The following is a 20,725-nucleotide window of genomic DNA, read 5'->3' as shown; positions in this document are numbered from 1 at the left end:
ACAAAAACAACAATTTCGACGATGCACTTTGAGGACTACAACAATGATTATTTACGGTGTGGCGCTGTTGGCGATCTGTACGCTGGCAGGGGTGATCATGGGCGATATGCTCGGCGCGTTGCTGGGCGTCAAATCCAACGTCGGCGGGGTCGGGATCGCGATGATCCTGCTGATTTGCGCGCGGTTGTGGATGCAAAAACGCGGCGGCATGACCAAGGATTGCGAGATGGGCGTCGGCTTTTGGGGCGCCATGTACATTCCGGTGGTGGTGGCGATGGCCGCGCAACAGAACGTCGTTACCGCCCTGCACGGCGGCCCGGTGGCGGTGCTGGCGGCGATTGGTTCGGTGGTGCTCTGTGGCTGCACGATTGCGCTGATCAGCCGGACCCACAAAGGTGAACCCTTGCCCGATGAACCGGCGGACATAACGTCGGTTGGCGCACCGGCAGGAGGTCGCTGATATGTGGGATCTCATCGAGAAAGGTCTGGAACATAACGGGTTGGTGACAGCGTTCGCGTTCGTTGGCGTGATCATGTGGGTGTCGGTGGTGTTGTCCAAACGCCTGACCTTCGGACGAATTCACGGTTCGGCGATTGCCATCGTCATCGGCCTGGTGCTGGCCTGGGTCGGCGGCACCATGACCGGCGGGCAAAAAGGCCTGGCGGATTTGTCGCTGTTTTCCGGTATTGGTTTGATGGGCGGCGCGATGCTGCGTGACTTCGCCATTGTCGCCACGGCGTTTGAGGTGCAGGCCACGGAAGCGAAAAAGGCCGGGATGATTGGTGTTATCGCGCTGCTGCTGGGCACGATCCTGCCGTTCATTGTCGGGGCGAGCATGGCCTGGGTATTCGGTTATCGCGATGCGATCAGCATGACCACCATTGGCGCAGGCGCGGTGACGTACATCGTCGGGCCAGTGACCGGGGCCGCGATTGGTGCCACGTCCGACGTGATGGCGTTGTCGATTGCCACCGGGCTGATCAAGGCAATTCTGGTGATGGTCGGCACACCGATGGCGGCGCGCTGGATGGGGCTGGATAACCCGCGCTCGGCGATGGTGTTTGGCGGGTTGGCCGGGACGGTGAGTGGGGTGACGGCAGGGTTGGCGGCAACGGATCGGCGGCTGGTGCCGTATGGCGCGTTGACCGCAACGTTCCACACCGGGCTTGGGTGCTTGCTTGGGCCTTCGTTGCTGTACTTCATCGTTCGCGGGATTGTGGGGTAGGGTCGAGAGTGACTGATCGTTCCCACGCTCCGCGTGGGAATACAGCCCGGGACGCTCCGCGTCCCAAAGCGGACGCAGAGCGTCCATTGAGGCATTCCCACGCAGAGCGTGTGAACGATCATTGGGTGGCCTGCCGATTGGCATACATCCGACACTCCGCCAGCAACGCCAGCAAATTCGGGTCACGCTCCTTGGCCTTCAGAAACACCACGCCGATATGCTGCTGCAACCGATACTTTTCCTGCAATGGAATCAGTTTCACCCGGTTCTCATACACCGCTGCAATCCTTCCCGGCAGCAACGCATAACCCACCCCCGAGCTGACCATGCTCAGCAGGGTGAAGATGTCGTTGACCTGCATCGCCACCTTCGGCTCGAACCCCGCCTGCTTGAACACCCGAATACCGTCCTGGTGCGTGGCGAAGCCTTGGGTCAAGGTGATGAATGTCTCGTTGCGCACCTCGGCCAGATCGACTTCTGTTCGTTGGGCAAAGGGCGAGTCAGCCGGGGTGGCGAGGAAGATGTCATCGGAAAACAGCGGAATCTGCTCGCAGTCCGGGTCGTTGACGCTGTCGTCCAGCGACACCAGGATCGCGTCGACTTCCATGTTCTTGAGCTTGTACAACAGGTCGATATTCGAGCCCAGGATCAGGTCGATATTGAGTTCGCTGCGGCGAATTTTCAGGCCCATGATCAGCTGCGGCACGGTCTTCACCGTCAGCGAATACAGTGACCCGAGTTTGAAACGCTCAGCGGAGAAACCGGCCGCTTCGCGGGTCAGGCGCACGCTTTCGAGCACGTCCTGAATCAGCTTCTGCGCCCGTTCTTCCAGCACATAAGCGCTTTCGAGTGGGGTCAGGTTGCGGCCTTCGTGTTTGAATAGCGGGCAACGCAGGGCGCTTTCCAGAGAATGGATGGCGCGGTGCACGCTGACGTTGCTGGTTTGCAACTCGGCAGCGGCGCGGGCCAGGTTGCCGGTGCGCATGAAGGCCAGGAACACCTCGAGTTTTTTCAGGGTCAACTCTTCATCGATCAGCATGGGCGTGACTCTTATTCGAATCGTTCGATTGTGCCCAATTGGCTGAGGTTTGGCTCGATGGCTTTTTGTAGGCGCTGCCGAAGGCTGCGATCTTTTGATCTTTGGCATCCTAAGATCAAGATCAAAAGATCGCAGCCTCGTTTCACTCGACAGCTCCTACACAGCTCCTACACAGCTTCTACACCGGTCTTACAGGGGCTTTGTGTTAATGAATTTTGAGGTGAGCAACGCATGTATCACGGGGAAAGATTGAACGCCTGGACGCATTTGGTCGGGGCGGTGGCGGCGTTTGTCGGCGGCGTGTGGCTGTTGGTGATTGCCAGTATGGACGGCAGTCCGTGGAAGATCGTCAGTGTGGCGATTTATGCGTTTACCTTGTTTGTGCTCTACAGCGCCTCGACCGTGTACCACAGCGTGCGCGGGCGCAAGAAAGCGATCATGCAGAAGGTTGATCACTTTTCGATTTACCTGTTGATTGCCGGCAGTTACACACCGTTCTGCCTGGTGACCTTACGCGGGCCATGGGGCTGGACGTTGTTCGGGATCGTCTGGGGGCTGGCGCTGATCGGCATCCTGCAAGAGATCAAACCGCGCTCGGAAGCGCGGATTCTGTCGATCGTGATTTACGCGGTGATGGGCTGGATCGTGCTGGTGGCGGTCAAGCCATTGCTGGCAGCGCTGGGGCCAGTCGGCTTTACCTGGCTGGCGTCGGGCGGGGTGCTGTACACCGTGGGGATTATCTTTTTTGCCCTCGATCATCGTTTGCGGCATGCGCATGGGGTCTGGCATTTGTTTGTGATTGCCGGGAGCTTGCTGCACTTTGTGGCGATTTTGTTTTATGTCCTCTGAGGCCATTACGGGATCAAGCGATCCAATTGCGCCTGCGCCTGTCGGCTGAACACCTGCAACAAGTCGCTCAAGGTGTGCGGCGGTGGTTCGTCGGCGCGGGTCACTGCGTACAGGGTGATCGGTAGCGCCGGGGCCAGGGGGCGAATCGCCGTAGTGGCGGGGGACGCACCGAGCGCGGTGAACGGGTCGATCACTGCTAGCCCGGCACCGGATTCAACCATCGCCCGCGCCAGCGAATAGGTCTGCACCGCGATGCGTACCTTTGGCGGCGGATTGACCGCTTCAAGGTAGCTGTCGAGTCTTGCGGCCAGCGGGTCGGCGCTGGATAAGCCAATCAGCGGCGCACCGGCCAGTTCGATCAACGGCAGCGGTTTACCGTGAGTGTCGTCGGGCCAAAAGCCCTTTGGCGCCAGCGCCACCAGCATCCCACAGGCCAGGGCCTGCGCCTTCAGGCCCGGATGATCGGGCAGTTGCAACGTCAGGGCGACATCCACTTCGCGCATTAACAGGTTCTGCATCAGCTCGCGGCTGTGGGCGCTGGACAGTTCGCAGGCGATTTGCGGGTAGCGTTGCGTCCATTCGTTGATCGCCGGCGGCAGCAGCGACAAGGCCAGTGCCGGGATCGCGCCAATCCGTACACTGTGGCCCGGCTCGCGGCGCAGGCTCTGGGCCAGACGTCGCACGCCTTGCAGGCTTTCGGTGACCTTGTCGACCTCGCGCTCAAGCTCCAGGGCTTCGGGCGTCGGCTGCAATTTGCCGCGCACCCGCAGGAATAACGCAAAGCCCAGTTGCTGTTCGGCGTGTTGCAGCACTTTGCTCACCGCCGGCTGCGACACGTGCAGCAACTGGGCGGCGCCACTGACCGAACCGGTCTGGCGAATGGCCTGGAAAATCTCGATGTGTCGCAGTCGCATGGCAAGTCCATAACCTTTGTTTATGGCTCAGGCATCTTTATGCATTGTTCAGCGTCTGTCACCTGGTCCTAAGCTGAGGGCACGTTTCAACAACGCTTAAGGACTGACATGGCTCAGCGGGTTTGCATCATCGGTGGCGGCGTCATCGGGCTGACAACGGCTTACGCACTGGTGCGCGACGGCATCGACGTGACGCTGATCGAGGCCCGGGATTCATTTGCCAGCGAGACCAGTTTCGCCAATGGCGGCCAGTTGTCCTACCGCTACGTCGCGCCACTGGCCGATGCCGGCGTACCGTTGCAGGCGCTGGGATGGATGTTGCGCGGTGATTCGCCCTTGAAGCTGCGCCCGCGTCTGGACCCGGCGCAATGGCGCTGGATGGCGTCCTTTCTGGCGGCCTGCCGGCGTTCGGTGAATCAGCGCAACGGCGCGCATCTGCTGCGCCTGGCGCTGCTGAGCCAGGCCACGCTGCAAGGCTGGCGCGACGAAGACCGCCTCGACGGTTTCGACTGGCGGCGCAACGGCAAACTGGTGACGTTTCGTGAAGCCGCAAGCTTCGAGCATGCACGCCAAGGGCTGGCTGATCCGCGACAGCAACAGGTGTTGTCCCGGGCCGAGTGCGCACAGCTGGAGCCGGCACTCGCCGAGGCGCCGTTCGTAGGGGCGATCTACACGCCCGATGAAGAAGTCGCCGACTGCCATGCGTTCTGCCAGCAACTGGTGGCCCGGCTCAAGGCGTCGGGGCGTTGCGAGTTTTTGCCGGGCCGCACGGTCACCGGCATTCGCCACGGGGGCGGCGCGGTGCAGGCCGTTGAAATGGGCGCGCAGGTGCTGCCTGTCGAGCAACTGGTGATCGCTGCCGGTCATCGCAGCCCGGCGCTGGCGTTGCCGGGTATGAACTTGCCGCTGTATCCGCTCAAGGGCTACAGCCTGACCATGCCGATCCGCGCCGAACACCGCGCGCCAGAGCTGAGCATCACCGATTACAACCGCAAGATCGTTTACGCCCGCATCGGTGCACAACTGCGAGTGGCGGCGATGGTCGACATTGTCGGTTTCGACCCGGCGCTCGATCCCAAGCGTCTGGCGCTGATCAAACGCCAGGCGCAGGAAACCTTGCCCAATGCCGGCGATTATGACGCCGCCATCGAATGGGCCGGCATGCGCCCGGCGACCCCCAGCGGCGTGCCGTTGATTGGCGCCACGGCGTACCGCAACCTCTGGCTCAACCTCGGCCATGGCGCCTTGGGTTTTACTTTGGCCTGCGGTAGCGCGCGGCTGCTGAGTGAGTTGATTGCCCGGCGCGCACCCTCGATCGAAATGCAGGGCCTCGCACCCCGCGTCGCCCGCTGCTAAACGCTTAACCCACAACGGAGAATAACAATGCAAAAAATCACGTTGATCGGCTGCACCCTCGGCCTGCTGCTCGCCAGTCAGGTCCAGGCCAACGAAGCGCCGCTGACCGGCACGCTGAACAAGGTTGCCAATGCCAAGAGCATCACGCTGGGCTATCGCGATGCGTCGGTGCCGTTCTCTTACGTGGGTGATCACACGGGGCAGCCGATGGGCTATTCGGTGGACCTGGCGAGCAAGATTGTCGAGCGCATCAAGCAAAAACTCGAACTGCCGGACCTGCAGGTGAAGTACAACCTGGTGACTTCGCAAACACGCATTCCGCTGGTGCAGAACGGCACGGTCGACCTTGAATGCGGCTCTACCGGCGTGACCGCCGAGCGCATGCAGCAAGTGGCGTTTTCCTATGGATTCATCTACGTGAAGGGGCAGTTGCTCACGGCGAAGGACAGCGGCATCAAGCGCTTCGCCGACTTGCGCGGCAAGAACGTCGTGACCACCGCCGGCACCACTAATGAGCGGTTTCTGAAGAGCTACAACGTCGATCACAAGATCGATATGTTCGTGATCAGCGCCAAGGACCACGGCGAAGCCTTCCAGATGCTGGAGTCAGGGCGGGCAGCGGCGTTCTACATGGACGATGCGTTGCTTTACGGCGAGCGCGCCAAGGCTCGCGATCCGCATAAGTGGGTCGTGGTGGGCGAGGAGCAATCGCGGGAAATCTACAGCTGCATGGTGCGCAAGGGCGATCCGCAATTTCTCGAGTTGGTGAACTCGACGCTCGCCGACTTGTACAGCTCAGGGGAAATCAACGGCATCTACAACCGCTGGTTCCAGCAGCCGATTCCGCCTAAAGGTTTGAACCTTGAGTTTCCGATGACCAGCGAGTTGAAAGCGATTATCGCCAAACCAGTGAGTGATCCGGTGCAGTAGTTCCTGAAAGATCGTTCCCACGCTCTGCGTGGGAATGCCTCTACGGACGCTCCGCGTTCGGCTTTTGATGGGCCGCGGAGCGTCCCGGGCTGCATTCCCACGCAGAGCGTGGGAACGATCAAACCTAAAAATCGCCCCATAACTGCTGGGCCACCGCCAACGCCACCACCGGCGCGGTTTCGGTGCGTAATACGCGAGGGCCGAGGCGGGCGGCATGGAAGCCGCCAGCCTTGGCCTGCTCGACTTCAGCGTCAGACAACCCGCCTTCCGGGCCGATCAGAAACGCCAGCGTCGCCGGTTTCGCATGGCTCACCAATGGCTCGGCCACCGGGTGCAGCACCAGCTTCAATTCGGCCTGCGTCTGCTTCAGCCAATCGGCCAACAGCAGCGGCGGATGAATCAGCGGCACCGATGAACGCCCGCATTGCTCGCAGGCGCTGATCGCCACCTGACGCCAATGCATCAGGCGTTTGTCGGCGCGCTCGTCCTTGAGGCGGACTTCGCAGCGGTCGGTGAAGATCGGGGTGATTTCGCTGACGCCCAGTTCGGTGGCTTTCTGAATCGCCCAGTCCATCCGTTCGCCACGGGACAAGCCCTGGCCGAGATGGACCGCAAGAGACGACTCGACCTGCCCGGCGAAGCTTTCATCGATTTGCACCACGACGCGCTTCTTGCCGACTTCCGCCAGCGTGCCGCGAAACTCATGGCCTGAGCCGTCGAACAATTGCACCGCATCACCCTCGGCCATGCGCAGCACGCGGCTGATGTAATGGGCCTGGGCCTCGGGAAGCTCGTGCTCGCCGATGCTCAAGGTGGCGTCGATAAAGAAGCGGGACAGTCTCATCAATGGTCTCTGTAATTCGTCTGAACTGATCGTTCCCACGCTCTGCGTGGGAATGCCTCACCGGACGCTCCGCGTCCGCTTTTGGGACGCAGAGCGTCCCCGGCTGCATTCCCACGCAGAGCGTGGGAACGAGAGAAACTAGCCCGGATCACGGTAGCCCGGATGAAAGTCCTTCGGCACCGCCACGCTGATGCTGTCACGGGTGGCGATGTCGATGCCTTCGCTGGCCACCTCGGCCAGAAAATCGATCTGCTCCGGAGTAATCACATATGGCGGCAGGAAATACACCACGCTGCCCAACGGCCGCAGTAAAGCACCACGCTCCAGCGCATGCTGGAAGACTCTCAAACCGCGACGCTCCTGCCACGGGTAAGCGGTCTTGCTGGCCTTGTCCTTGACCATCTCGATGGCCAGGACCATGCCGGTCTGGCGCACTTCGGCAACGTTCGGGTGATCGACCAGGTGCGCGGTGGCGGTGGCCATGCGTTGGGCCAGGGCCTTGTTGTTCTCGATGACGTTGTCTTCTTCGAAGATATCCAGCGTCGCCAATGCCGCCGCGCACGCCAGTGGATTGCCGGTGTAGCTGTGGGAGTGCAGGAAGGCGCGCAGGGTCGGGTAGTCGTCGTAGAAGGCGCTGTAGACCTCATCGGTAGTCAGCACCGCCGCCAACGGCAGGTAACCACCGGTCAGTGCCTTGGACAGGCAGAGGAAATCCGGACGGATGCCGGCCTGTTCGCAGGCGAACATCGTTCCGGTGCGGCCGAAGCCGACGGCGATTTCATCGTGGATCAGGTGCACGCCATAACGATCACAGGCGTCGCGGAGCAACTTCAGGTACACCGGGTGGTACATGCGCATCCCGCCAGCGCCCTGAATCAGCGGCTCCAGAATCACGGCGGCCACGGTGTCGTGATTTTCGGCCAGGGTCTGCTCCATGGCGTCGAACATGTTGCGCGAGTGTTCTTCCCAACTCATGCCCTCGGGGCGCAGGTAGCAGTCGGGGCTCGGCACCTTGATGGTGTCCATCAGCAGGGCTTTGTAGGTTTCGGTGAACAGCGGCACGTCGCCCACCGCCATCGCCGCCATGGTCTCGCCGTGGTAACCGTTGGTGAGGGTGACGAAGCGCTTTTTGTTCGGCTGGCCGCGGTTGAGCCAGTAGTGAAAGCTCATTTTCAGCGCGACTTCGATGCACGACGAACCGTTATCGGCGTAGAAGCACCGGGTCAGGCCTTCGGGCGTCATCTTTACCAGGCGCTCCGACAATTCAATCACCGGCTGATGGCTGAAACCGGCGAGGATCACGTGTTCCAGCTGATCGACCTGATCCTTGATGCGCTGGTTGATCCGCGGGTTGGCGTGGCCGAACACGTTGACCCACCAGGAGCTGACCGCGTCGAGGTAGCGTTTGCCTTCGAAGTCTTCCAGCCAGACGCCTTCGCCGCGCTTGATCGGGATCAGCGGCAGCTGTTCGTGGTCTTTCATCTGGGTGCAGGGATGCCACAACACCGCGAGATCGCGTTGCATCCACTGATTATTCAGGCCCATGTTCAGTCTCCTCGAGGCGGCTCGCTTGGTGCGCGGGCAAACAATCGCGCAAGCCTATGCAATGCGCGTCATCGGGACAACCCATTGTGTCGATTGAGCTACTTTGTATAAGGAGATAGACGTCGCTGGCGGCGTTTTGATGGCTGACGTATTCTTCGCGGTTCTTTGAGTCGTCTGACTCGTAAAACCGCTATTTCCTCGTGTATTTCCGGAGTTCGCTGAATGTCTGCTGGTTGGCTGCGCGCCTGTGCGCTGGTGATGTTGGGGCTGTTCAGCGTTTCGGCGCTGGCCAAGGATAAAACGGTGATCGTGGTCGGCGGCGGGCTTTCGGGCCTCACCGCGGCGTACGAGCTGCAGAACAAAGGCTGGCAGGTCACCCTGCTGGAAGCCAAACCGACGTTGGGCGGTCGCTCCGGCATGGCCACCAGTGAGTGGATCGGCAACGACAAGACCCAACCGGTGCTGAACAAGTACGTCTCGACGTTCAAGCTGACCACCACGCCAGCCCCTGAATTCGTGCGGACTCCGGGCTACCTGATCGACGGTGAATATTTCACCGCCGCCGATCTGGCGACTAAACAGCCGGCCACCGCCGAGGCGCTGAAACGCTACGAAAAGACTCTGGATGATCTGGCGCGTTCGATCGAAGACCCGCAGAACCCGGCCGCCAACAGCACGCTGTTCGCCCTGGACCAGATCAACGTGTCCAACTGGCTCGATCGCTTGAATCTGCCAGCCACTGCGCGTCAGTTGGTGAATCAGCAGATCCGTACCCGCTATGACGAACCTTCGCGCCTGTCGCTGCTGTACTTCGCACAACAGAGCCGCGTCTACCGTGGCGTTGCCGACCGTGACCTGCGCGCCTCGCGTCTGCCCGGTGGCAGCCCGGTGCTGGCCCAGGCCTTCGTCAAACAACTGAAAACCATCAAGACCAGCTCGCCGGTTTCGGCCATTACTCAGGACAAGGACGGCGTGACCGTGAAGGTCGGCAGTGTTGGCTATCAGGCCGACTACGTCGTGCTGGCCGTGCCGCTGCGTGCACTGAACAAGATCCAGATGACCCCGGCGCTGGATGCCCAGCACCTGGGCGCCATCAAAGGCACCAACTACGGCTGGCGTGACCAGATCATGCTGAAGTTCAAGACGCCGGTGTGGGAAAGCAAGGCGCGCATGTCTGGCGAGATCTACAGCAACACCGGCCTGGGCATGTTGTGGGTCGAGCCGGCCCTGAAGGGCGGCGCCAACGTGGTGATCAACCTGTCCGGCGACAACGCGCGTGTGATGCAGGCCTTCGGCGACAAGCAGATGGTTGATCAGGTACTGATTCGCCTGCATGCGTTTTATCCACAGGCACGCGGTTCGTTCACCGGTTATGAAATCCGTCGCTACAGCACCGACCCGTCGATGGGTGGCGCATACCTGGCCTTCGGCCCGGGTCAGATCAGCAAGTACTGGCGCCTGTGGGAGCGTCCGCTGCAGCGAGTAGCCTTTGCCGGCGAACACACCGACGCCTTGTACCCAGGCACTCTGGAAGGCGCATTGCGCACCGGTCAGCGTGCGGCCAGTCAGGTAGAAGACCTGGCGGCGGGCAAATCGTTTGAACCGGCGAAAGTTGTTCCGGCGGCGACCGCTGCAGCGGCAGGTGCAGTGGCGGCGAAGAAAGGTAACTTCTTCACCAACCTGTTCGGTGGTTCTGACGACAAACCGGAACCAGCCAAGGCGCCAGCACCCGTGGCACCGGTTGCTCCGGCACCCGCCCCTGTACCTGCGCCGACTCCAGCGCCAGCACCAGTTGAGGCGCCGAAGCCTGCGGCACCGGTGAAAGCAGAACCTGCCAGGAAAGCGCCGGCCAAAGCGCCAGTGAAAAAGCCGGCGGCCAAAGCCGAGTCCAAAAAAGCCCCGGTCAAGGCGACGGTGAAAAAGACTGAGCCGGTGAAGCCAGCGGTCAATACTGCTGCGAAGACCCCAGTGACGACTGAAACCAAGACGCAGTAAGTTCTGGAATCAAAAAAAGCGCGGCAGTGATGCCGCGCTTTTTTTATATCTTGCGTATGTCGCTGCTGATTTTTCTTTGACGCTAAGCTAGATCGACACTATGGACTTCGTCACTTTGGTAGTCGCTGACATAGGCATGGTTATGTTGATCAAGAACCATGTCATACGGTTCGGAAGCACCAGGGATGGGCACCCGGCGAACAATTTCATACGTGGCGGTATTAATTTCCACGACCTCTTTTTTGATTTGATCAACGGCATAAGCGTTTTTTTCGCCGAACACTATTTTCCCTTCGCAAGTCACAAAATCGAAATGCCTGGTGGTCGATAACCTAGGGTCCAGTACGGTCAGTTTTTGAGCGTCCAGACACACGATATACACTTCTTTGTCGTCGGGACTGACGGTAACTGCTGACGGATACCTCTCGGTTCTGATGATATCGAGGACTTTGAAAGTCTTGCTGCTGATGATCGTTAGTGCGTCCTGATAAGGGCCATCAGGAGAGTTTGTGCTGGAGATATAAAGACGCGAATCGTCCTGGCTGATATCCACACTTATGGAGGGGGAGGGTAATCCTCTCACTCTGCTCACCGCATAAGTGCGGGTATCAATAATTGCCAGCCACTCTTTGTTTTGTCGAACGGTGACGTAAACATGCTTGCCGTCTCGGCTCACGACGATTCCCCGAGGATATCTTCCCACCGTGACGTTACCCACCGCATAGGTTTCAGTATCAATAACCGAAACCGAACTTGACCCGTAGTTGGTCACATAAGCTCTTTTCCCTCCATGGGCAAGGACGATGTTTTGGGGGTAATGCTCGACGGCGATGGTGTGGATTACCTTTCTGTTCCGGGTGTTGATCACTGACACATTGCCTGAAATGTAATTGCAAACAAAAACCCGTGATCCATCGTTGTTGATGGCTATCCCTCGCGGCCCTGCCCCTACGGGTATCGAATTGGATAGGTTTCCCGTAATCGTGGGGGATGAACTCGAATGGTGACTCATGGTAGAACTCCTGTTCAGACGCTCGGGCTAACGCCCGAGATCAGGTTCATCAATGACCTGTAATGGTGGCTACTGTCAGATATGACAGTTCTGACGAGTGGTAAAGACTTTTTGGAAGCGAGCATGGGACAGCGTCTGTAGGTTTTTTCTTCTGGTTAACACTCTCTTAATATCTCGACCCCAAGGTCTTGATCGTATTTTTCGATATTTCAGAGCGAAATTTTCCGCTTTAAATCGATAGATAACTCGATAGTCTTGGGCGCAGTTCTTACAGGATTTGGGCAATGCAGCTACGTAACTCTTCTTCCCGCTACGGTTGGGTCAGCATCTTCATGCACTGGGGGGTGGCGCTCGCGGTCTTCGGCCTGTTCGCATTAGGGCTGTGGATGGTCGGTCTCGACTACTACAGTTCCTGGCGCAAAGATGCGCCGGATCTGCACAAGAGCATTGGCCTGGTGTTGTTCGCAGTCATGTTGCTACGGGTGTTGTGGCGCTTCATCAGCCCACCTCCACCGCCCCTGCAAAGTTATAGCCGCATGACGCGTCTTGGCGCCGTGTTCGGCCATGCCTTCCTCTATCTCGGGCTGTTCGCTGTGATGATTGCCGGTTACCTGATTTCCACCGCAGACGGTGTCGGGATCCCGGTGTTTGGCCTGTTTGAAGTGCCTGCACTGGTTTCCGGACTACCGGACCAGGCAGACACCGCGGGTGTGATCCATTTGTACCTGGCCTGGGCGCTGGTAATTTTTTCCGGCCTCCACGCGTTGGCAGCATTGAAACACCACTTTATCGATCGTGATGCGACCCTGACTCGAATGTTGGGACGCAAAGCCTGATGTTCAACCTCGACTCCAAAGGAATAGAAAGCATGTTGAAAAAGACGCTCGCCGCTCTGGCAATCGGTTCTGCTCTGCTGTCGGCTAACGTGATGGCGGCCGATTACGTTGTCGACAAAGAAGGCCAGCACGCCTTCGTTGATTTCAAGATCAGCCACCTGGGTTACAGCTACATCACCGGTACCTTCAAGGACATCGACGGCAAGTTCAGCTTCGACGCCGCCAAGCCTGAAGACAGCAAGATCGAGTTCAATGTGAATACCGCCAGTGTGTTCACCAACCACGCCGAACGCGACAAGCACATCGCCAGCAAAGACTTTCTGGACGTGGGCAAGTTCGGCAAGGCGACTTTTGTTTCCACCAGCGTCAAATCCACCGGCAAAAACGCCGCTGGCAAAGACACTGCCGACGTAACCGGTAACCTGACCTTGCTGGGTGTGACCAAGCCAATCGTGGTCAAAGCCACCTTCCTGGGTGAAGGTAAAGATCCATGGGGCGGCTACCGTGCCGGCTTCGAAGGCACCACCAGCATCAAGCGCTCCGATTTCGGCAAGCAGAAAGACCTGGGCCCAGCGTCCGACGCTGTCGAGCTGTACATTACGTTTGAAGGTGTGAAAGCGAAGTGAATTTCGCTGCTTGAACAAAAACGCCCCTGATCTCGCGATCCGGGGCGTTTTTTATTGGCGGGCAAAATCTGCACAGGCAATGCAAAACCTTGTGGGAGCGGACTTGCCCGCGATGGCGGTGGGTCAGGCAGCATAGATGTTTGCTGGACTGACGCGATCGCGGGCAAGCCCGCTCCCACAGGTTTTTTCGTCAGCCAGAAAAAATGCCCCGGATCGTGAGAACCGGGGCATTTTTCATATCAGCGATAAATCAGCGATTGCGTGTCAGCAAGGCTGGTTTTTCGCCGCGTGGACGGCCTGGCAGTTGATCCAGTTGCTCAGGTGTCGGGAAGCGATCGCTTTTCGACTCCTTGTGAATGATCTTCGGTGCCGGGCCCCGCGGGTTCTGCACGGCCGGTTCCGAACGAGGCTGCTCGTCACGGGCCGGGCGGCGGTTGCGGGACTCTTCGCGACGGGCCTGGCCGTCACGTGGGGCGCCGTTGCGTGGGCCGCTGCGCTTGGCCGGTGGGGTGCCGGTGGTTGCGCCGCTGCTGTTGCGCGGACCATTTTGGCGACCTTGTGGCTGACCGGTGCGCGGGGCACCTGCGCCTGCGCCTTGTGCCGGAGCGCCCGGACGGCGGCCACGGCCCTGAGCAGGTTTGGCTTGAGGCACGTAATCGACGCGGTTACCGAAGTTATCGACATCGTCGTCCAGGAACTCGTCCGGAGCACGGTCTGCGGCGGCACGAGGTGCCGGACGCTGTTGCTCACGGGCCGGGGTGCCTTCGCGAGGCTTGTGTTCACGGGCAGGGCGATCGCCACGGCCAGTGGCAGCAGGTTTTTCCTTGCCTCCCTTGTCCTTGCCTTTGTCTTTACGACCGCCACCACCACCGCTGCCGTTCGGACCATCGCCGCGCGGGCCACGTGGGTTGCGCGGGTTACGCACATCCGGACGCTCGCGAACTTCAGGTTTCTCGGCTTCCACAGCGCTGGAGTCGAAGCCCATCAGGTTGCCGTCGGCAATCTTCTGCTTGGTCATGCGCTCGATGCTTTTGAGCAGCTTTTCTTCGTCCGGAGCGACCAGCGAGATCGCCTCGCCCGAACGACCGGCGCGGCCGGTACGGCCGATACGGTGCACGTAATCTTCGTCGACGTTCGGAAGTTCGAAGTTGACCACGTGGGGCAACTGGTCGATGTCCAGGCCGCGAGCGGCGATGTCGGTGGCGACCAGGATGCGCACTTCACCGGCCTTGAAGTCGGCCAGGGCTTTGGTGCGGGCGTTCTGGCTCTTGTTACCGTGGATGGCGACGGCGGTGAGGCCGTGTTTGTCCAGGTACTCGGCCAGGCGGTTGGCGCCGTGCTTGGTGCGGGTGAACACCAGCACCTGTTCCCAGGCGCCAGCGGTGATCAGGTGCGCCAGCAGCGAACGCTTGTGGTTGGCTGGCAGACGGAATACGCGCTGTTCGATCCGCTCGACCGTGGTGTTCGGCGGCGTGACTTCGATGCGTTCCGGGTTGTGCAGCAGCTTGCCGGCAAGGTCGGTGATGTCTTTGGAGAACGTCGCCGAGAACAGCAGGTTCTGGCGTTTGCTCGGCAGGCGGGCGAGGACCTTTTTCACGTCATGGACAAAGCCCATGTCGAGCATGCGGTCGGCTTCGTCCAGCACGAGGATTTCCACGTGGGACAAATCGACGCTGCCTTGGCCGGCGAGGTCGAGCAGGCGACCGGGGCAGGCCACCAGCACGTCGACACCGCGGGACATGGCCTGAACCTGTGGGTTCATGCCGACGCCGCCGAAGATGCAGGCGCTGACGAACTTCAGGTCACGGGCATAGACCTTGAAGCTCTCGTGCACCTGGGCCGCGAGTTCGCGGGTTGGGGTCAGGACCAGTACGCGCGGTTGGCGCGGGCCGTGACGCTGGGATTTGTCCGGGTGACCGTTGGGGAACAACCGCTCCAGAATCGGGAGGGCGAAACCACCGGTTTTACCAGTACCTGTCTGTGCCGCAACCATCAGGTCGCGACCTTGCAACACGGCGGGAATGGCCCGCTGTTGCACCGGAGTAGGCTCGGTATAGCCCGCGGCCTCGATGGCGCGGACTAAAGCCTCGGAGAGACCGAGGGAAGCAAAGGACATGAGTAATCCTGTTTTAGTTAGGGCTTGGCCCAATGGGAGTCTTGCCTGGCGCGAATCGCGTTTAAGAGGACGCAATCCCGTCCGGTCCTGCTGGGCCTCGAAGGCTCGTCTGGAGCGCTCGCGCGGGCTGAAAAGCTGCGCTGTAGCGGGATCGAGATGCCTTGAACAAGTCCGAGCGTCCGGGCGTGAGCCTGGCGGGAAGGCCGGAGTATAACAGAGCAATCACTGCGCGCCGCTTTCCTGCTGCTCAACGGTTTTTCCGCCGGTTGCGGTGGCGCTGGCGGCCCGTGCTTCGGGGGCCGGGCCGGCGCCATAGCGGGCGCTCAGTTCGGCGTAGGCCGGCTCGCGCTTGAAGCGTTTGAGCTCGGCACCGAAACGCTGCACCAACAAATCCATCCCGGCATTGCGGCGTACCGCCAGGAACTGGCTTTGCTGGCTGATGATGATCGGGTTCTCGGTGATCTTGTCGCGGATGTTCAGTTGATCGAGCAAGTGCTGGCCAACCCGGCGATCAGTGATCAGCAGGTCGATGCGGCCTCGCACCAGTTTGCCGAAGTTGGCTTCATGGGTGGGTGCCGGCTCTTGGGTGAACAGCGTCGATTCGCTGAAGTCCTTGCTGTACAGGTAGCCCGGCGAGGTGCCGATGGTCAGGCCTTTCAGATCGTCCAGGGTGCGAAACGGATAGGGTCGCTCGTTGGCATAGAACATTACGAATTCGACTTGCGAGAGCGGTTCGCTGGGGTAGAGCAGAGTCGCGTCGCGTTCAGCGCTGTGGAAGATATCCAGCACGCCATCTGCCTGGCCTTGCTCAAGCATCGACAGGCAGCGTTTCCATGGCAGGAACTGCCACTCCACGTCGATTCCGAGGCGTTTGAAGACAATGGCGGTGGTTTCATAGTCAAGCCCCAAAGACTTGCCGTTTTCCTCATACACGTAAGGTGCCCAGGGTTCGGTGACAATACGCAACTTCTCGCCCCGAGCAGTGAGGCTCAGGCAAGTGAACAGAAGCACGGTCAGTAACTGAGCGATCAAAGGCATGGGATTGAGATTACGACGAGAAATCATAAAGAGCCAGAAACCGGATCCAGAAGCTCTGGTTCAGGGTATGGCTGCACAATAAAGGGGCGCCGGAAAGCAAAAGATCGCAGCCTTCGGCAGTTCCTACAGGGGGATACGTACCTCTGTAGGAGCTGCCGAAGGCTGCGATCTTTTGATCTTGCTTTAACGACGATTAACGCGGCAATTTCAGGTTATTCCACACCGCCAGGCTCGGCTCAGCCTGGTTTAGCGTGTAGAAATGCAGCCCTGGAGCGCCACCTTGCAGCAGGCGTTCGCACATCTGGGTGATGACTTGCTCACCAAAGCCTTGAATGCTTTGGGTGTCGTCGCCGTAGGCTTCCAGTTGCTTGCGGATCCAGCGCGGGATTTCCGCACCGCAAGCGTCGGAAAAACGCGCCAGCTTGCTGTAGTTGGTGATCGGCATGATCCCTGGCACGATCGGGATGTTCACACCCTTGGCCTGTACACGCTCGACGAAGTAGAAGTAACTGTCGGCGTTGAAGAAGTACTGGGTGATCGCACTGTTGGCGCCGGCGTTAGCCTTGCGCACGAAGTTGTTGAGATCGTCTTCAAAGTTGCGCGCTTGCGGATGCATCTCCGGGTAAGCGGCGACTTCGATGTGGAAATGATCGCCGGTTTCTTCACGAATGAATTCAACCAGGTCATTGGCGTGACGCATCTCGCCGCTGGCCATGCCCATGCCCGAGGGCAGGTCACCGCGAAGCGCAACGATACGCTTGATGCCGGCTGCCTTGTACTGGCTCAGCAGGCCGCGCAGGTCGTCCTTGCTATCGCCCACGCAAGACAGATGCGGTGCGGCAGGGACTTTGACTTCGCTTTCAAGCTGCAACACGGTGTTGAGGGTGCGATCACGGGTCGAGCCGCCAGCGCCGTAGGTGCAGGAAAAGAAGTCGGGATTGAAGGTCGCCAGGTGACGGGCAGTGGCGATCAGTTTTTCATGCCCAGCATCGGTCTTCGTCGGGAAGAATTCGAAACTGTAGCGACGGTCTTGGGACATGGTCATATCCTTGGAAACACGTAAGCCGGACGCTGGCCCCTGTAGGAGCTGCCGCAGGCTGCGATCTTTTAAGATCAAAAGATCGCAGGCTTCGCCAGCTCCTACAGAGAGCGGTCAGTCAGCGCCAATCAGTAGCGGTAAGCGTGCGGCTTGAACGGGCCTTCGACGGTCACGCCGATGTAGTCAGCCTGTTGCTTGGTCAGTTGAGTGACCACGCCACCGAAACCGCGGACCATTTCCAGGGCCACTTCTTCGTCGAGTTTCTTCGGCAGTACTTCAACGGTCAGACGCTCGGCTTTCTGGGCTGGCGACAGGTCGGCGTACTTCTGGCCGAACAGGAAGATCTGCGCCAGAACCTGGTTGGCGAACGAACCGTCCATGATGCGGCTTGGGTGGCCAGTGGCGTTGCCCAGGTTAACCAGACGGCCTTCGGCCAGCAGGATCAGGTAGTCGTCGTTCTGAGCGTCGAAAGCGCCAGGACCGGTGCGGTGAACCTTGTGAACCTGAGGTTTGACTTCTTCCCATGCCCAGTTCTTGCGCATGAAAGCGGTGTCGATTTCGTTGTCGAAGTGACCGATGTTGCAGACCACCGCACGCTTCTTCAGGGCTTTGAGCATGTTTGCGTCGCAAACATTGACGTTGCCGGTGGTGGTCACGATCAGGTCGATCTTGCCCAGCAGCGCTTTGTCGATGCTGGCTTCGGTACCGTTGTTGATACCGTCGATGAACGGCGAAACCAGTTCGAAACCGTCCATGCAGGCTTGCATGGCGCAGATCGGGTCGACTTCGGACACTTTAACGATCATGCCTTCCTGACGCAGGGACTGGGCCGAGCCCTTGCCCACGTCACCGTAACCGATGACCAGCGCTTGCTTGCCGGACAGCAGGTGGTCGGTGCCGCGCTTGATCGCGTCGTTCAGGCTGTGACGGCAGCCGTACTTGTTGTCGTTCTTGCTCTTGGTCACCGAGTCGTTGACGTTGATGGCCGGGATTTTCAGCTCGCCCTTGGCCAGCATGTCCAGCAGACGGTGAACGCCGGTGGTGGTTTCTTCGGTGACGCCGTGGACGCGGTCCAGGATCGCCGGGTATTTCTTGTGCAGCAGCTCGGTCAGGTCGCCGCCGTCGTCGAGGATCATGTTGGCATCCCAAGGCGCGCCATCTTTGAGGATGGTTTGCTCCAGGCACCACTCGTACTCTTCTTCAGTTTCGCCTTTCCAGGCGAAAACCGGGATGCCGGCAGCAGCGATAGCGGCAGCGGCCTGGTCTTGAGTCGAGAAAATGTTGCAGGACGACCAACGCACTTCGGCACCCAGGGCAACCAGGGTTTCGATCAGCACGGCAGTCTGAATGGTCATGTGGATGCAGCCGAGAATCTTCGCGCCTTTGAGCGGCTGCTCGGCGGAGTACTTGCGGCGCAGACCCATCAGGGCTGGCATTTCGGATTCGGCGATGATGGTTTCGCGACGGCCCCAGGCAGCCAGGGACATGTCGGCGACTTTGTAATCGTTAAAATCTACAGGCGTGATAACAGCGCTCATGATGAGCCTCCATTCGTAATGTATGCGAATGGGCGCCGTTGTGCGTTTAGTGTCTGGCCGTGGCCAGTCAACGCCCCATCCGAGCCTGACAGGTCGAACCTGCTGCAGCGCCCCTCGGACAGGTGGCGGGAAAACGGTAGCAAGTGAACATTACCGTTTTGAAACGGGGGCGATTATAGCGGGCTATGCTGATCTTCCAAAGCGTTTCTGTTGGTCAATGCCCGAACGGTAATCGAGACCATAGTCGATGCTTGATAGAGCTCTAGTCCGGGCTCTGCCATGATGGCCGGCATCAATCGGCAAGACGGTCAGGAGTGAGTATGAATTTCCACACCCGCAAATGGGTAAAACCCGAAGACCTCAACCCCAACGGCACGCTGTTCGGCGGCAGCCTGTTGCGCTGGATCGACGAAGAAGCGGCGATCTACGCCATCGTCCAGTTGGGCAATCAGCGTGTGGTCACCAAGTACATTTCCGAAATCAACTTCGTCAGTGCCTCGCGCCAGGGCGACATCATCGAACTGGGCATCACCGCCACCGAGTTCGGTCGCACCTCGATCACGCTGACTTGCGAAGTGCGCAACAAGATCACCCGCAAGAGCATCCTGACGGTAGAGAAGATGGTTTTCGTGAACCTGGGCGAAGACGGCCTGCCCGCGCCGCACGGCCGGACCGAGATCAGGTACGTCAAAGACCAGTTCAAGGATGATGTGATCGGCGGGTGAAATCGGCGGTGCGGTCTTCGCGAGCAAGCCCGCTCCCACATTCGATCCTCAGTGAGCAGATACTTTGTGTACGACAGAGATCCAGTGTGGGAGCGGGCTTGCTCGCGAAAGCGGTCTATCGGTCAGAGATGATTTAACGGATCACTGAACAGCTTCGAACCCCGCGTGTCGTAGTTAAACGACCTGCCACTGGTTCAGGAGTTTTATGGACACGCCCCAAGACGGCAAGACCCCGGACCTCTCGGCGCAAGAACAGCGCGAGGTCGACAAGAACCAGCCACCGCGCGCGGCGGTGCTGCACGAAATCATTCGCACCCAAGGCGATCAGGAGCTCGAGCGTAGCGTTGCGGCGCTGTGGTGGTCGGCCCTGGCTGCGGGCTTGACCATGGGCTTGTCGCTGATGGGCATGGGGCTGCTCAACTCGCGTCTGCCGGACGGCGAAGGCTTCAAGGTGATCGCCAGTTTCGGTTACTGCGCAGGTTTTCTCGCAGTGATTCTCGCCCGCCAGCAACTCTTCACCGAGAACACCCTGACTGCGGTATTGCCGATCATGAGCAAGCCTACGCTGGGTAATTTCGGTCGGTTGCTTCGGCTGTGGTCGGTCGTGCTGGTGGGTAACCTCTGCGGCACCTTGCTGGTGGCGTATGTGATGCTGCACCTGCCGATTTTCGACACCAAGACCGATCTGGCTTTCCTCGACATCGGGCGCAAGGTCATGGAGAACGACGCGAGCAAAATGTTCGCCAAAGGCATCATCTCCGGCTGGATGATCGCCACCATGGTCTGGATGATCCCGTCCATGGAAAGCGCCAAGATGTGGATCATCATCCTCATCACCTATTTCATGGCGCTGGGAGATTTCACCCACATCGTGGTCGGATCGGTCGAGGTCTCGTATCTGGTGTTTGCCGGCGAGTTGCCATGGAAGGATTTCTGGCTGGTGTTTGCAGGACCCACGCTGGTGGGGAACATCATCGGCGGCAGTTTTATCTTCGCACTGATCAGTCACGCGCAGATTCGCAGTGAAAGCGGGCCGCCGAAGACCTCTGCGCAGCGGAACCAGGAGCCCGAACCGCAGAAGATCAAAAAATGAAGGG

Annotated in this window: 19 protein-coding genes and 1 riboswitch; of the genes, 10 read left to right on the top strand and 9 right to left on the bottom strand. The window is 59.6% G+C overall.

The genetic code is table 11. The annotated features are described in order from the left end of the window. The first annotated feature begins 43 nt into the window (after positions 1-43). Positions 44-460, top strand: a complete 417-nt coding sequence (gene madL, locus IB250_RS16485; protein WP_007897996.1) for a malonate transporter subunit MadL — start codon at positions 44-46, stop codon at positions 458-460. Position 461: 1 nt separating this feature from the next. After that, the gene (gene madM, locus IB250_RS16480; protein ID WP_192344896.1) at positions 462-1,226 is read left to right on the top strand and encodes a malonate transporter subunit MadM; all 765 of its coding nucleotides are present in this window, start codon (positions 462-464) and stop codon (positions 1,224-1,226) included. Between the two features lie 118 nt (positions 1,227-1,344). Here the strand turns inward: madM and IB250_RS16475 are convergent, their stop codons facing one another. Further along, the gene (locus tag IB250_RS16475) at positions 1,345-2,265 is read right to left on the bottom strand and encodes a LysR substrate-binding domain-containing protein (RefSeq protein WP_192344895.1); all 921 of its coding nucleotides are present in this window, start codon (positions 2,263-2,265) and stop codon (positions 1,345-1,347) included. A 231-nt stretch (positions 2,266-2,496) separates the two neighbouring features. On the opposite strand from IB250_RS16475, the gene trhA reads away from it, so the two are divergent. Continuing rightward, on the top strand, positions 2,497-3,114 hold the full coding sequence (gene trhA / locus IB250_RS16470) for a PAQR family membrane homeostasis protein TrhA (RefSeq protein WP_192344894.1): 618 nt from the start codon (positions 2,497-2,499) through the stop codon (positions 3,112-3,114). Between the two features lie 5 nt (positions 3,115-3,119). Here trhA and IB250_RS16465 read toward each other — a convergent pair whose 3' ends face one another. Further along, the gene (locus IB250_RS16465; protein ID WP_192344893.1) at positions 3,120-4,028 is read right to left on the bottom strand and encodes a LysR family transcriptional regulator; all 909 of its coding nucleotides are present in this window, start codon (positions 4,026-4,028) and stop codon (positions 3,120-3,122) included. Positions 4,029-4,136: 108 nt separating this feature from the next. Here IB250_RS16465 and IB250_RS16460 point away from each other — a divergent pair, with 108 nt between their 5' ends. Beyond that, positions 4,137-5,384: a D-amino acid dehydrogenase gene (locus IB250_RS16460; RefSeq protein ID WP_192344892.1), complete on the top strand. Its 1,248-nt coding sequence runs from the start codon at positions 4,137-4,139 to the stop codon at positions 5,382-5,384. A gap of 27 nt (positions 5,385-5,411) precedes the next feature. Continuing rightward, complete coding sequence (locus IB250_RS16455) at positions 5,412-6,314, top strand: transporter substrate-binding domain-containing protein (protein ID WP_192344891.1); 903 nt, start codon at positions 5,412-5,414, stop codon at positions 6,312-6,314. 124 nt (positions 6,315-6,438) lie between these two features. On the opposite strand, the gene IB250_RS16450 is transcribed toward IB250_RS16455, so the two are convergent. Both IB250_RS16450 and IB250_RS16445 read right to left on the bottom strand, forming a co-directional pair. After that, a complete protein-coding gene (locus IB250_RS16450; protein ID WP_192344890.1) occupies positions 6,439-7,158 on the bottom strand; it encodes a 16S rRNA (uracil(1498)-N(3))-methyltransferase in 720 nt (239 codons plus the stop codon). Positions 7,159-7,296: 138 nt separating this feature from the next. Continuing rightward, a complete protein-coding gene (locus tag IB250_RS16445; RefSeq protein ID WP_192344889.1) occupies positions 7,297-8,703 on the bottom strand; it encodes an adenosylmethionine--8-amino-7-oxononanoate transaminase in 1,407 nt (468 codons plus the stop codon). A gap of 222 nt (positions 8,704-8,925) precedes the next feature. Between IB250_RS16445 and IB250_RS16440 the strand changes: the two genes are divergently transcribed. Beyond that, a complete protein-coding gene (locus tag IB250_RS16440; RefSeq protein WP_192344888.1) occupies positions 8,926-10,698 on the top strand; it encodes a flavin monoamine oxidase family protein in 1,773 nt (590 codons plus the stop codon). An 82-nt stretch (positions 10,699-10,780) separates the two neighbouring features. On the opposite strand, the gene IB250_RS16435 is transcribed toward IB250_RS16440, so the two are convergent. After that, complete coding sequence (locus IB250_RS16435; protein WP_192344887.1) at positions 10,781-11,710, bottom strand: YncE family protein; 930 nt, start codon at positions 11,708-11,710, stop codon at positions 10,781-10,783. Between the two features lie 284 nt (positions 11,711-11,994). Here IB250_RS16435 and IB250_RS16430 point away from each other — a divergent pair, with 284 nt between their 5' ends. After that, entirely contained in the window at positions 11,995-12,546 is a 552-nt protein-coding gene (locus IB250_RS16430; RefSeq protein ID WP_192344886.1) for a cytochrome b, read from the top strand. Between the two features lie 32 nt (positions 12,547-12,578). Continuing rightward, complete coding sequence (locus IB250_RS16425; protein WP_192344885.1) at positions 12,579-13,172, top strand: YceI family protein; 594 nt, start codon at positions 12,579-12,581, stop codon at positions 13,170-13,172. Positions 13,173-13,422: 250 nt separating this feature from the next. On the opposite strand, the gene IB250_RS16420 is transcribed toward IB250_RS16425, so the two are convergent. From IB250_RS16420 to ahcY, 4 genes are all read right to left on the bottom strand, one after another. After that, entirely contained in the window at positions 13,423-15,288 is a 1,866-nt protein-coding gene (locus IB250_RS16420) for a DEAD/DEAH box helicase (RefSeq protein WP_192344884.1), read from the bottom strand. Between the two features lie 222 nt (positions 15,289-15,510). Next, positions 15,511-16,326, bottom strand: a complete 816-nt coding sequence (locus tag IB250_RS16415; RefSeq protein ID WP_192345010.1) for a substrate-binding periplasmic protein — start codon at positions 16,324-16,326, stop codon at positions 15,511-15,513. A gap of 193 nt (positions 16,327-16,519) precedes the next feature. Further along, a complete protein-coding gene (gene metF / locus IB250_RS16410) occupies positions 16,520-17,365 on the bottom strand; it encodes a methylenetetrahydrofolate reductase [NAD(P)H] (RefSeq protein ID WP_123500174.1) in 846 nt (281 codons plus the stop codon). Positions 17,366-17,493: 128 nt separating this feature from the next. Then, positions 17,494-18,903 carry an adenosylhomocysteinase gene (gene ahcY / locus IB250_RS16405; protein WP_007898042.1) on the bottom strand — a complete coding sequence of 470 codons (1,410 nt, stop codon included), beginning with the start codon at positions 18,901-18,903 and terminating at the stop codon, positions 17,494-17,496. A 23-nt stretch (positions 18,904-18,926) separates the two neighbouring features. Next, a riboswitch (S-adenosyl-L-homocysteine riboswitch) is annotated at positions 18,927-19,025 on the bottom strand. 198 nt (positions 19,026-19,223) lie between these two features. Between ahcY and IB250_RS16400 the strand changes: the two genes are divergently transcribed. Together IB250_RS16400 and IB250_RS16395 are read left to right on the top strand one after the other, a co-directional pair. Then, positions 19,224-19,628 carry an acyl-CoA thioesterase gene (locus IB250_RS16400; protein ID WP_192344883.1) on the top strand — a complete coding sequence of 135 codons (405 nt, stop codon included), beginning with the start codon at positions 19,224-19,226 and terminating at the stop codon, positions 19,626-19,628. A gap of 205 nt (positions 19,629-19,833) precedes the next feature. Further along, positions 19,834-20,721 (top strand): formate/nitrite transporter family protein, encoded by an 888-nt coding sequence (locus IB250_RS16395; protein ID WP_192344882.1) that lies wholly within the window; start codon positions 19,834-19,836, stop codon positions 20,719-20,721. The last annotated feature ends 4 nt before the right edge of the window (positions 20,722-20,725 follow it).

It is taken from the genome of Pseudomonas sp. PDM09 (assembly GCF_014852305.1).
In the GTDB taxonomy this organism is placed as follows: Bacteria; Pseudomonadota; Gammaproteobacteria; order Pseudomonadales; family Pseudomonadaceae; genus Aquipseudomonas.
Note: the sequence above shows the minus strand (reverse complement) of the source record. Positions and strands in the feature narration are given on the sequence as shown.